Genomic DNA, 12,183 nt, shown 5'->3' on the forward strand with positions numbered 1-12,183 from the left:
GCCGGCGGATCAGCTCTGCGGCTCCAGGACGACCGCCGTGCCGTACGCGCACACCTCGGTGCCCACGTCGGCGGCCTCCGTCACATCGAACCGGAACATCAGCACCGCGTTCGCGCCGCGGGAGCGGGCCTGCTCGACCAGGCGCTCCATGGCCTGGGTGCGGGTCTGGACGAGGGTCTTGGTCAGGCCGCGCAGCTCGCCGCCGATCATCGACTTCAGGCCCGCGCCGATCTGGCTGCCGAGGTGGCGGGAGCGGACGGTGAGGCCGAAGACTTCGCCGATCACATGTTTCACGTGAAACCCCGGCACGTCGTTGGTCGTCACGACCAGGACGTCCGCCCGCGCCTGCTGTCCGCCCCCGTAGTCCTCGATGCCCATGCTCCGCACCTCACTGCCCGTGCCGCGCCGCCCGTGCCTCCTGCCGGTGCGGCCAGGATCGCCCGGGCGGGCGGGGGCGGCCAGCGGTCGGGGGCGGTCGGGTGGCGCGGGCCCGGCGCGGGCGGCGGGGCGGCCGGGGGCCGCGCCTGGAACCACGGGGCGGCATGGTCCGTTGATAGCTTTGGGCCGCACACTGCGCCTGCATCCTCGCTTCCGCTCGCCGCACCGCGCGAGCCGGGCGCCCTCGACCCAGGAGCTTTCACCCCGTGAATACTCTCGCGCTCGGCCCCCAGTGGCTGAACTCGGACTACTTGATCACGACATTCGGCCTGATCGGCGTCCTGCTCATCGTGTTCGCGGAGTCCGGGCTGCTGATCGGCTTCTTCCTGCCGGGCGATTCGCTGCTGTTCACCACCGGTCTGATGGTGACGGCCGGCAAGCTCGGCAAGCCGCTGTGGCTGGTGTGCGGCCTGGTGGTGCTGGCGGCCGTCCTGGGCGACCAGGCCGGCTACCTCTTCGGCCGGAAGGTCGGCCCCTCGCTCTTCAAGCGGCCCGACTCCCGTCTGTTCAAGCAGGAGAACGTCGAGAAGGCGCACGCCTTCTTCGAGAAGCACGGTCCCAAGTCGCTGATCCTGGCCCGGTTCGTCCCGATCGTCCGCACGTTCACGCCGATCATCGCCGGCGTCAGCCTGATGAACTACCGCTCGTTCCTCACCTTCAACGTCATCGGTGGGACGCTGTGGGGCGGCGGTGTGACGCTGCTGGGCGCGGCGCTGGGCAACGTCGAGTTCGTCCACAAGAACATCGAGGCGATCCTCGTCGGGATCGTGCTGGTCTCCGTCATCCCGGTCGTCATCGAGTTCCTGCGGGCGCGCGGCAAGAGCAAGCGGCGGGCGGCGGCGGGCGCCGGTGCGGCGGACTCGGTGGCGGTCGCGGGGCGGGGCCAGCGGGGGCGGCACGCGAAGCGGTGAGACCGGCGCCCCGCGCGGGGGCCCGGGGCGGTCCTGATGCCGCCGGGCCCCGCCGCGCCAGGGGCGCCCGCCGTGGCGGTGGGGGGCGGCCAGGGGGCCGCCCCCCTTTGCCGTCCCTGCGCCCCGCAGGTGCCCGTCCCCCTCTTCCGGCCGGGCTCCGGTGGTGTGCGCGGGGCCGCCTTCGCGGGGCCGGAGGGGGCCCCGCGGGCCCGCGGGCGAGGTTCGGGGGCGTGTGGGGCGTCGGCCGGGGCAGGCGGTGGGTGGGCCCCGGGCAAGCGGGGCGTTCCGGTATGCGGCATCGTGTGCATGACCGAACGGCAGGAGGCGTACGCACGAGGAGCGGAGTTACGTGGCGTCGGACCCACCACGCGGCCAGCGCGGCAGCGGCAGTGGCAGCAGGAGCAACGGCAGCGGCAGCGGCAGCGGCAGCCTGGAGCAGGCCGGCCTCCCCGAGGAGCGCAAGCCGCAGTCGGACGAGGCGCGCAGCGCGTTCACCCCGCCGCTGGGCGTACCGCTGCCGCCGCCCCCCGAGGAGGAGCACCCCACCTCCGAGTTCGCCCTGCCCGAGGGGCTGCGGGCGGAGGGGCCCGCCGAGCCCGAGGGGTCGGCGTTCGCGCCACCGGGGAGCACCACCGGGCAGACCCCGCTGCCGGGCGGCGCCTTCACCCCGCCGCACGGCATACCGGCGCTCAGCCTGACCAAGGAAGCGCCGTGGCAGGACCGGATGCGGACCATGCTGCGGATGCCGATCCACGAGCGGCCGGTCCCCGAACGGGCCGAGCGCACCGAGGAGGAGGGCGGCGGCCCCGCCGCCCCCCGCGTCCTGGACCTGACGCTGCGGATCGGCGAGATCCTGCTGGCCGGCGGCGAGGGCGCCGAGGACGTCGAGGCCGCGATGTTCGGCGTCGCGCACGCCTACGGGCTGGAGCGGGTCGAGCCGACGGTCACCTTCACCCTGCTGTCGATCTCGTACCAGCCCTCGCTGGTCGAGGACCCGCTGACCGCCAGCCGGACGGTGCGGCGGCGCGGGGTCGACTACACCCGGCTGTCGGCGGTGTTCCGGCTGGTCGACGAGATCACCTCCGAGGGGATCAGCCTGGAGGAGGCGTACCGCGGACTGGCCGAGATCCGGCGCAACCGGCACCCGTTCCCCAGCTGGGCGCTGACGATCTCCTCCGGGCTGCTGTCCGGCGCGGCGAGCATGCTGGTCGGCGGCGGGACGCTGGTGTTCATCGCGGCGGCGATCGGCTCGATGCTCGGCGACCGGCTCGCCTGGCTGGCGTCCGCGCGCGGGCTGCCGGAGTTCTACCAGTTCGTGGTCGCGGCGATGCCGCCGGCCGGGATGGGGCTGCTCTTCGCGCTGGCGCACTCCAACGTCCAGTCCTCCGCGGTGATCACCGGTGGGCTGTTCGCCCTGATCCCCGGACGGGCGCTGGTCGCCAGCGTGCAGGACGGCCTGACGGGCTACTACATCACCGCCTCCGCGCGGCTGCTGGAGGTCGGCTACCTCATCGTCGGCATCGTCGTCGGCGTGCTGTCGGTGCTCTACATCGGCCTTCAGTTCGATCCCGGCCTCCAGCGGCTCAACCCCGAGCAGGCGCTGCGGCTCTACAACGAGCCCGTGGTGCAGACCGTGGCCTCGATGCTGCTGGCGCTGGCGTTCTGCGTGCTGCTCCAGCAGGAGCGGCACACGGTGGCCTTCGCGACCCTGAACGGCGGCGTGGCCTGGGTGGTCTACGGCGCGCTGACCGCCACCGCGCACTTCAACGCGGTGCCCTCGACGGCCATCGCGGCCGGGCTCGTCGGCCTCTTCGGGCAGCTGCTGTCCCGTTACCGCTACGCCTCCGCGCTGCCCTACGTGACGGCGGCGATCGGTCCGCTGCTGCCCGGTAGCGCGACCTACTTCGGGCTGCTCAACTTCGCGCAGGGGAATTTGCTGGAAGGTTTCTCCTCGCTGATCAAGGCGGCCTCGCTGGCCCTGGCGATCGCGGTCGGCGTGAACCTCGGAAGCGAGGTCGCCCGGCTCTTCCTGCGCGTCCCCGGTATCACCGAGGCCGGTGCGGGGCGCCGCGCGGCCAAGCGGACCCGCGGCTTCTGATCCCCCCGCGACACGGCGACGGGCGGCACCCCGGATGGGTGCCGCCCGTTCGCGTACGAAAATCGGAGTGGACCGGCGGCCGTGCGGGGCCCCGGAGAGCCCCTGCGGTGGCCCGGTCCGCTCCGGGTGGGTCAGTGCCCGCCCTGCGCCTCGAAGCGCTTGTAGGAGCGCTCGATCTCGGCCTCGGCGTCGGCGCGGCCGACCCAGTTGGCGCCCTCGACGGACTTGCCGGGCTCCAGGTCCTTGTAGACCTCGAAGAAGTGCTGGATCTCCAGGCGGTCGAACTCCGAGACGTGGTGGATGTCGCGGAGGTGCTCCACGCGCGGGTCCGAGGCGGGCACGCACAGCAGCTTGTCGTCGCCGCCGGCCTCGTCCGTCATCCGGAACATCCCGATGGCACGGCACTTGATGAGGCAGCCGGGGAAGGTCGGCTCGTCCAGGATGACCAGCGCGTCCAGCGGGTCGCCGTCCTCGCCGAGGGTGTCCTCGACGAAGCCGTAGTCGGCCGGGTAGCTGGTCGAGGTGAAGAGTCGACGGTCCAGGCGGATCCGACCGGTCTCGTGGTCCACCTCGTACTTGTTCCGCGAACCCTTCGGGATCTCGATGGTGACGTCGAACTCCACGGGTGGCTCCTCCATGATCAACACATACGTCTGGTGATTAAGTGTCCCCCACGCAGGTGTGTGGTGGCGAAAGGGGCTGGTCCGAGATGCCCGAGACCCGAATGTGGCAGGTCAGATGGCAGTCGGCGCAGCGTTCCGCGCGGGTGGCGGCACGCCGGGCCGAACGCGGCGCGCGCACCGCGGCGGGGACCGCGCAGCGCGCCGCGCGGACCGCCTCGGACGCCGCCCGGCTGGCCTGGCGGGCCACCCCGCCGTACACCCGGCAGACCTGGCGGCTGACTGCGGTGTCCGCCACCACCGGGCTGGCGGTCGCGGTCGCCGCGGTGGCGGCGGCCGGCCCGTGGGACTCGGGTCAGCGTACGGCCGAGCGGGCGGCGGCGGCCCCCGCTCCGGCGGCGGGTGGCGAGCATCACGACGACGGGCGGGCGCCCGGCCCCGCGCCGAGCGCCCCGGCCGTGCTGACCGCGCTCGGCGGGCCGGCGCACGGCGCGGTGGGCCGCGGCGCGGCACCGGTGCCGACCGACGCCGGGCTGGCCGACGCGCTGGCGCCGCTGCTGGCGGACCCGGCGCTCGGCCCGCTGCGGACCGCGTCCGTCGTGGACGTGGCGGCCGGCCGCCGGCTGTTCGGCGAGAAGCCGGACCAGGCGGCCACCCCCGCCTCCACGGTCAAGCTGGCCACCGCGGTGGCCGCGCTCACCCGGCTCGGCGCGGACCACCGCATCGACACCGGCGTCGTACTGGCCGGCCCGGCCCGGATCGTCCTGGTCGGCGGCGGCGACCCGACGCTCACCGCCCGCGCGTCGGCGCCGGGCCCCGGCGACCGGCCGGCCAGCCTGCGCGACCTGGCCGCCGCCACCGCCCGCGCCCTGAAGCAGCGCAAGCTCACCACCGTCGCGCTCGGCTACGACACCTCCGCGTACGCCGGGCCCGTCGAGCACCCCATCGGCCCCAACGAGAACATCGCGCCGGTCACCGCCCTGATGACCGACGAGGGCCGGCTCGACGACAGCGACCACGGCACCGCGCCGCGCGCCACCGACCCCGCGGGCGACGCCGCCCGCGCCTTCGCCGGTCTGCTCCGCGGGCAGGGCATCACGGTCAAGGGCGACCCGGCCCAGGCGCACGCCCCCGCGAAGCCCGAGCGGATCGCCGCCGTCCACTCGCTGCCGCTGTCCGCGCTGGTCGAGCGGATGCTGACCTACAGCGACAACGACATCGCCGAGGCGCTGGCCCGGCAGACCGCGCGCGCCGCGCACCGGCCCGCCAGCTTCGACGGCGCGGCCGCCGCGGTCCGCGCCACCCTCGCCGCCCAGCACCTCCCGCTGGCGGGTGCGGTCTTCGAGGACGGCAGCGGCCTGGACCGGGACGACAAGGTCTCCGCCAACCTCCTCTCCCGCCTCCTGCTGCTCGCCGCCGCCCCCGACCGCCCCGAACTCCGCCCGGTCGTCACCGGCCTCCCGGTGGCCGCCTTCACCGGCACCCTCAGCGGCCGCTACGCGGACGAGGCGGCCGGCGCCGGCACCGTCCGCGCCAAGACCGGCACCCTGACCGGCGTCAACACCCTCGCCGGCACCGTCGTGGACGCCGACGGCCGCCTCCTGGCCTTCGCCTTCATGACCACCGGCACCACCGATCCCGCCGCCGCCCAGAAGGCCCTCGACCGCATGGCCTCCACCCTCGCCAACTGCGGCTGCCGCTGAACCGGCCCACCGACCCCGGACCCCCACCGACCCCGAACCCACCCGCCCCCGCACCCAACGCCCCGCGCAGCGGCATCGCGCCGAAGGCGCAACCCCCCCACGGCGGGCCGGCCGCCAACGCCGAAGGCGCCCCGAGCCGCAGGCGCGAGCCCCCACGGCGGGACAGCCGATGACGTAGGACGCGTCCCCGCACCGCGTATCGGCTACCAGCCGACGCACCACCCCCGTACCGTGAAGCCATGACGCGCATCGGTGGAACCGAGATGGTCGACTGGAATCTCGCGGTCGCGACCGCGACCCGCTTCGTGCGGCCGGGGCCGGACGTCAGCCGGGACGAGGCGCGGGCGATCGTCGCCGAGCTGCGCCGGCACGCCAAGTCGTCCGAGGAGCACGTCCGCGGCTTCACCCGGATGGCGCCGCCCGGCGCGGAGCCGGCGCCGGAGGGCGGCGCGGCCGGGACCGGCGCGGCGGGGGCGGTGCCGCCGCACGACACCCCGGTCCTGGTGGTGGACCGGCCCGGCTGGATCCGGGCCAACGTCGCCGGTTTCCGGGCGGTGCTCAAACCGCTGCTGGCCAAGATGGAGGACCGGCGGTCGGCGATGCCCGGCGGCGCGGTGCTCGGCGCGGTCGGCGGCAAGGTGACCGGCGCCGAGCTGGGCATGCTGCTGTCGTTCCTGGCCTCGCGGGTGCTGGGCCAGTACGAGACGTTCGCGCCGGCCTCGCGGGAGCTGCCGGCCGGCACGCAGGGCGGCCGGCTGCTGCTGGTGGCGCCCAACATCGTGCACGTGGAGCGCGAGCTGGACGTGGCGCCGCACGACTTCCGGCTGTGGGTGTGCCTGCACGAGGAGACCCACCGGACGCAGTTCAGCGCGGTGCCCTGGCTGCGGGACCACATCGAGGGCGAGGTGCAGTCCTTCCTCGCCGAGACCGACATCGACCCGGGCGCGCTGCTGGCGCGGCTGCGGGAGGCCGCCCAGTCGCTGGCCGGGGCCCGGCCGGAGGGCGAGCAGGGCGAGGACGAGGGCCGGTCGCTGGTGGACCTGGTGCAGACGCCCGCGCAGCGGGAGATCCTCGGGCGGCTGACGGCGGTGATGTCGCTGCTGGAGGGGCACGCCGACTTCGTCATGGACGGGGTGGGGCCCGAGGTGGTGCCCTCGGTGGCGGAGATCCGGGAGAAGTTCCAGAAGCGGCGGGCCAGCGGCGCGGGCCGGCTGGACCAGGCGCTGCGCAAGCTGCTCGGCCTGGACGCCAAGCTGCGGCAGTACCGTGACGGTGAGCGGTTCGTGCGCGCGGTCGTCGAGGAGGTCGGCATGGACGGCTTCAACCGGGTCTGGACGTCGCCGAACACCCTCCCCACCAAACAGGAGATCGCCAAACCGGCGGACTGGGTCGCGCGGGTGCACCGCAAGGCGGACGGGGCACCCTAGGCGCGGGTTGCGAGCCGGGCACGCCGCGCGGCAGTAGAGCGCCCCTTCAATCACCCGTCTGAGGGACCGTGACCGAGGGATAGGCGTGCAATGCTCGGGGAACTGCTCGCCTCTGTCACCATCTAGGCACTCTGTGTGACGAAGTGTCGTCCACGGCCCGAGCTCGCCCCCAGCTGAACGATTGGAAACGGACATGGGTCCCCATCCAGCGGTCGCCGCGATACGCCTGGCGGTCCGCCGCGTACTCCACGACGTGCTCACCCACCACTGCGCGCACGACCGGCCGGAAGCGCCGCTCGTGCTCGTCGCATGCTCCGGCGGCGCCGACTCCATGGCGCTCGCCTCCGCCCTCGCCTTCGAGGCCCCGAAACTGGGCGTCCGCGCCGGGGGTGTGACCATCGACCACGGCCTCCAGGAAGGCTCCGACCTCCGCGCCGCCGAGGTCGCCCTGCGCCTGCGGGCGCTCGCCCTCGATCCCGTCGACATCGTCAGCGTCGAGGTGGGCCGGGCCGGCGGCCCCGAGGCGGCCGCCCGGGACGCCCGCTACGCCGCCCTGGACGCCACCGCCGAGCGCCACGGCGCCGGCGCGGTTCTCCTCGGCCACACCCGCGACGACCAGGCCGAGACCGTGCTGCTCGGGCTGGCCCGCGGCTCCGGGATCCGCTCGCTCTCCGGGATGGCCGCCACCACCGGCACCAACGGCCGCTACCGCCGCCCCTTCCTGGACCTCGACCGGCAGACCGCCCGTACGGCCTGCCTGGTCCAGGCGCTGCCGGTCTGGGACGACCCGCACAACACCGATCCCGCCTACACCCGCTCCCGGCTGCGCCACGAAGGGCTGCCCGCGCTGGAGAAATGCCTGGGCAAGGGCGTCGTGGAGGCGCTGGCGCGGACCGCCCAGCTCTCCCGGGACGACGCCGACGCACTGGACTCCTGGGCCGCCGAGGCCGCCGCGACGGTGCGCGACGAGGCGGGCGCCCTCGACGTCGCCGGGCTCTTCGCGCTGCCCCCCGCGGTGCGCCGCCGGGTGCTGCGCCGGGCGGTCATCGCGGCCGGCTCTCCGGCCGGTTCGCTCTTCGCCCGGCACATCGAGGAAGTGGACCGGCTGATCACCGCCTGGCGCGGACAGGGGGCCATCAACCTCCCCGGGCGGGTGGGTGTGCGGCGGCAGGGTGGCAGACTGGTCATTCGGCAGGGCTGAGCCGCAGACGACGCGCCCTGCTTCGTGATCTCACGATCGGTTCGACGCTTCGTGAGCTCCACGACCGATCTGCACACCGAACCGAGCGAGAGTGGCACGGGTGGACGACAAGGACATGGGCGCCGACCTTCAGTCGGTGCTCATCACGAAGGAAGAGATCGACGCCAAGCTGGCCGAGCTGGCGGCGAAGATCGACGCGGAGTACGCGGGCAAGGACCTGCTCATCGTCGGCGTCCTCAAGGGCGCGGTGATGGTGATGGCGGATCTGGCGCGCGCGCTGTCCACCCCCGTCACGATGGACTGGATGGCCGTGTCCTCCTACGGCGCGGGCACCCAGTCCTCTGGTGTGGTCCGCATCCTGAAGGACCTGGACACCGACATCAAGGGCAAGCACGTCCTGATCGTCGAGGACATCATCGACTCGGGGCTGACCCTGTCGTGGCTGCTGTCCAACCTCGGCTCGCGCGAGCCCGCCTCGCTGGAGGTGTGCACGCTGCTGCGGAAGCCGGACGCCGCCAAGGTCGCGATCGACGTGAAGTGGATCGGCTTCGACATTCCCAACGAGTTCGTCGTGGGCTATGGCCTGGACTTTGCGGAGAAGTACCGCAATCTGCCGTTCGTCGGTACCCTCTCGCCCCACGTCTACGGCGGCTGAGAGTCCACCCCGCACTCGCCGGCCGCCGCGCCGGACGAGGGTCGCCACGGCCCGTGCGGACCGGCGGGAACCCTTCGGGGCTTCCCGCCGTTGGAGCAGGAAGAGCGGAATCCCGGGCTTCATTGTTCCCCACCGGCACGGGCGCCGGGTGACAATGCTGGGGTACCGTCCGAAGGCAATCTGCTTTCGGGCCAGTAATACACACCGTACGCACGACCAGCCCTCCCGAGGGCGTTGTGCCTCACTGTGGCAGGAGGGACGGGGCCTTAAGCGGCTCCGTATGGATGGACGTGAAGCGATACTTCCGTGGGCCGGTCATGTGGATCGTGCTGGCCGTCCTCGCCGTGGTCGTGTTGATGCAGGTCGTCGGCTCGTCCGGCGGCTATAAGACGGTGGACACCGGTCAGGTCGTCAAGGCGATCGCTGACAACAAGGTGAAGTCCGCCGAGCTGACCACCGGCGACGAGAACAAGATCAAGATCGAGCTGTCGGGCAACAACAAGATCGACGGCTCCAACAAGATCCAGGCCAGCTACATCGGCGACCAGGGCGTTGACCTGGCGAAGAACTTGCAGGCCAAGTACCAGACCGGCGAAATCAAGGACGGGTACACCGTCGCCCCGTCGAAGCAGAACCCGTTCGTCGGCGTGCTGCTCTCGCTGCTCCCCTTCGTCCTCATCGTGGTCGTCTTCCTGTTCCTGATGAACCAGATGCAGGGCGGCGGCTCCCGGGTGATGAACTTCGGCAAGTCGAAGGCGAAGCTGATCACCAAGGACACCCCCAAGACGACCTTCGCGGACGTCGCGGGTGCCGACGAGGCCGTCGAGGAACTCCACGAGATCAAGGAGTTCCTCCAGGAGCCGGCGAAGTTCCAGGCCGTGGGCGCCAAGATCCCCAAGGGTGTGCTGCTCTACGGCCCGCCCGGAACGGGCAAGACGCTGCTGGCGCGCGCCGTCGCCGGCGAGGCGGGCGTGCCGTTCTACTCGATCTCGGGCTCCGACTTCGTCGAGATGTTCGTCGGTGTCGGTGCCTCCCGGGTCCGCGACCTCTTCGAGCAGGCCAAGGCGAACGCCCCGGCGATCGTCTTCGTCGACGAGATCGACGCCGTCGGCCGGCACCGCGGCGCGGGCCTCGGCGGCGGCCACGACGAGCGCGAGCAGACCCTGAACCAGCTGCTCGTCGAGATGGACGGCTTCGACGTGAAGGGCGGCGTCATCCTGATCGCCGCCACCAACCGGCCGGACATCCTCGACCCGGCGCTGCTGCGCCCGGGCCGCTTCGACCGGCAGATCGCCGTGGACCGCCCGGACCTCATGGGCCGCCTGGAGATCCTCAAGGTCCACCAGAAGGGCAAGCCGGTCGCGCCGGACGTCGACCTCTCGGCCGTCGCCAAGCGCACCCCCGGCTTCACCGGTGCCGATCTGTCCAACGTCCTGAACGAGGCCGCCCTGCTGACGGCCCGCAGCGACAAGAAGCTGATCGACAACCACTTCCTGGACGAGGCGATCGACCGCGTGGTGGCCGGTCCGCAGAAGCGGACCCGGATCATGTCCGAGAAGGAGAAGAAGATCACCGCGTACCACGAGGGCGGTCACGCCCTGGTCGCGGCGGCTTCGCCGAACTCCGACCCGGTCCACAAGATCACGATCCTGTCCCGCGGCCGGGCGCTGGGCTACACCATGGTCCTGCCCGACGAGGACAAGTACTCCACCACCCGCAACGAGATGCTCGACCAGCTGGCGTACATGCTGGGCGGCCGCGCGGCGGAGGAGCTGGTCTTCCACGACCCGACCACCGGTGCCGCCAACGACATCGAGAAGGCGACCGCCACCGCCCGCGCGATGGTCACCCAGTACGGCATGACCGAGCGGCTCGGCGCGATCAAGTTCGGCACGGACAACTCCGAGCCGTTCCTGGGCCGTGAGATGGCTCACCAGCGTGACTACTCCGAGGAGGTCGCCGCGCTGGTGGACGAGGAGGTCAAGAAGCTCATCGAGACCGCGCACAACGAGGCGTGGGAGATCCTGGTCGAGAACCGCGACGTGCTCGACAACCTCGTCCTGGAGCTGCTGGAGAAGGAGACCCTCGGCAAGGAGGAGATCGCCGAGATCTTCAAGCACGTGGTGAAGCGCCCGGCCCGCCCGGCGTGGACCGGCTCCTCGCGGCGTACGCCCTCGACCCGCCCGCCGGTGCTCTCGCCGCGCGAGCTGGCGCCGGCCAACGGCTCGGTGGCGTCCCCGGCCGTCTCCATGGAGAAGGACGCGGAGCCGTCCGAGGAACCGCGTACGGAGGGCTGACCGGGGCCACACCGGCCCCGGAATACCCGCCGCGCCCCCCAGGTTCTAGCCTGGGGGGCGCGGCATTTCCGCGTTTTCGAGCGGGCCCGGAAGGAACGAGGCACCAATGACGGACCCTGTGACGCTGGACGTCGAGGGCGCGATCGGCGAATTCGACGAGAAGCGAGCCGAGAACGCCGTACGCGAGCTGCTGATCGCGGTGGGCGAGGACCCGGACCGCGAGGGACTGCTGGAGACGCCGGCGCGGGTGGCCCGGGCGTACCGGGAGCTCTTCGCGGGGTTGTGGCAGAAGCCCGAGGACGTCCTGACCACCACCTTCGACCTCGGCCATGACGAGATGGTGCTGGTCAAGGACATCGAGGTGGTCTCGAACTGCGAGCACCACCTGGTGCCGTTCGTCGGTGTCGCGCACGTCGGCTACATCCCGTCCACCGACGGGAAGATCACCGGGCTGTCGAAGCTCGCCCGGCTGGTCGACGTCTTCGCCCGGCGCCCCCAGGTCCAGGAGCGGCTGACCACCCAGATCGCCGACTCGCTGATGAAGATCCTGGAGCCGCGCGGGGTGATCGTGGTCATCGAGTGCGAGCACATGTGCATGACCATGCGCGGGGTGCGCAAGCCGGGCGCCAAGACCACCACCTCGGCGGTGCGCGGTCAGCTGCGCGACCCGGCGACCCGGGCCGAGGCGATGAGCCTGATACTGGCCCGCTGAGCCGTCCGCGGCCCGTGCGGGCCGGGTACGGGAGCGGCCCGGGGCCCCGGCGGAGTGCCGGGGCCCCGGGCCGCTGCCGGGAAGTGTGCGGGGGAGCCGCTCGAGCCGCCGCCGGACCGTC

Annotated in this window: 10 protein-coding genes; 8 read left to right on the plus strand and 2 right to left on the minus strand. The window is 72.7% G+C overall.

What is annotated here, in order from left to right; all coding sequences use genetic code 11:
* Nucleotides 1-9: 9 nt before the first annotated feature.
* On the minus strand, nucleotides 10-378 hold the full coding sequence (locus MUU72_RS14290; RefSeq protein WP_248013599.1) for a YbjQ family protein: 369 nt from the start codon (nucleotides 376-378) through the stop codon (nucleotides 10-12).
* Nucleotides 379-644: 266 nt separating this feature from the next.
* Between MUU72_RS14290 and MUU72_RS14295 the strand changes: the two genes are divergently transcribed.
* Entirely contained in the window at nucleotides 645-1,349 is a 705-nt protein-coding gene (locus MUU72_RS14295) for a DedA family protein (protein WP_248013600.1), read from the plus strand.
* A 349-nt stretch (nucleotides 1,350-1,698) separates the two neighbouring features.
* Nucleotides 1,699-3,447, plus strand: coding sequence for a threonine/serine exporter family protein (locus MUU72_RS14300; RefSeq protein WP_372503103.1), 1,749 nt, complete (start codon nucleotides 1,699-1,701; stop codon nucleotides 3,445-3,447).
* 131 nt (nucleotides 3,448-3,578) lie between these two features.
* On the opposite strand, the gene MUU72_RS14305 is transcribed toward MUU72_RS14300, so the two are convergent.
* Nucleotides 3,579-4,070, minus strand: coding sequence for an inorganic diphosphatase (locus MUU72_RS14305; protein WP_248013612.1), 492 nt, complete (start codon nucleotides 4,068-4,070; stop codon nucleotides 3,579-3,581).
* 86 nt (nucleotides 4,071-4,156) lie between these two features.
* Between MUU72_RS14305 and dacB the strand changes: the two genes are divergently transcribed.
* The 6 genes from dacB to folE all read left to right on the plus strand — a co-directional run bounded on the left by dacB (nucleotide 4,157) and on the right by folE (nucleotide 12,062).
* Nucleotides 4,157-5,770 carry a D-alanyl-D-alanine carboxypeptidase/D-alanyl-D-alanine endopeptidase gene (gene dacB / locus MUU72_RS14310; protein ID WP_248013601.1) on the plus strand — a complete coding sequence of 538 codons (1,614 nt, stop codon included), beginning with the start codon at nucleotides 4,157-4,159 and terminating at the stop codon, nucleotides 5,768-5,770.
* A gap of 239 nt (nucleotides 5,771-6,009) precedes the next feature.
* Nucleotides 6,010-7,197, plus strand: coding sequence for an Rv3626c family coenzyme F420 biosynthesis-associated protein (locus MUU72_RS14315; RefSeq protein WP_248013602.1), 1,188 nt, complete (start codon nucleotides 6,010-6,012; stop codon nucleotides 7,195-7,197).
* Nucleotides 7,198-7,390: 193 nt separating this feature from the next.
* On the plus strand, nucleotides 7,391-8,398 hold the full coding sequence (gene tilS / locus MUU72_RS14320) for a tRNA lysidine(34) synthetase TilS (protein ID WP_248013603.1): 1,008 nt from the start codon (nucleotides 7,391-7,393) through the stop codon (nucleotides 8,396-8,398).
* A 115-nt stretch (nucleotides 8,399-8,513) separates the two neighbouring features.
* A complete protein-coding gene (hpt, locus tag MUU72_RS14325; protein ID WP_037812418.1) occupies nucleotides 8,514-9,053 on the plus strand; it encodes a hypoxanthine phosphoribosyltransferase in 540 nt (179 codons plus the stop codon).
* Nucleotides 9,054-9,337: 284 nt separating this feature from the next.
* Nucleotides 9,338-11,350: an ATP-dependent zinc metalloprotease FtsH gene (gene ftsH / locus MUU72_RS14330; protein ID WP_248013604.1), complete on the plus strand. Its 2,013-nt coding sequence runs from the start codon at nucleotides 9,338-9,340 to the stop codon at nucleotides 11,348-11,350.
* 106 nt (nucleotides 11,351-11,456) lie between these two features.
* Nucleotides 11,457-12,062: a GTP cyclohydrolase I FolE gene (gene folE, locus MUU72_RS14335; RefSeq protein ID WP_248013605.1), complete on the plus strand. Its 606-nt coding sequence runs from the start codon at nucleotides 11,457-11,459 to the stop codon at nucleotides 12,060-12,062.
* Nucleotides 12,063-12,183 lie beyond the last annotated feature (121 nt).

Source organism: Streptomyces rhizoryzae (genome assembly GCF_023155275.1).
GTDB classification, from domain to species: Bacteria; Actinomycetota; Actinomycetes; order Streptomycetales; family Streptomycetaceae; genus Streptomyces; species Streptomyces rhizoryzae.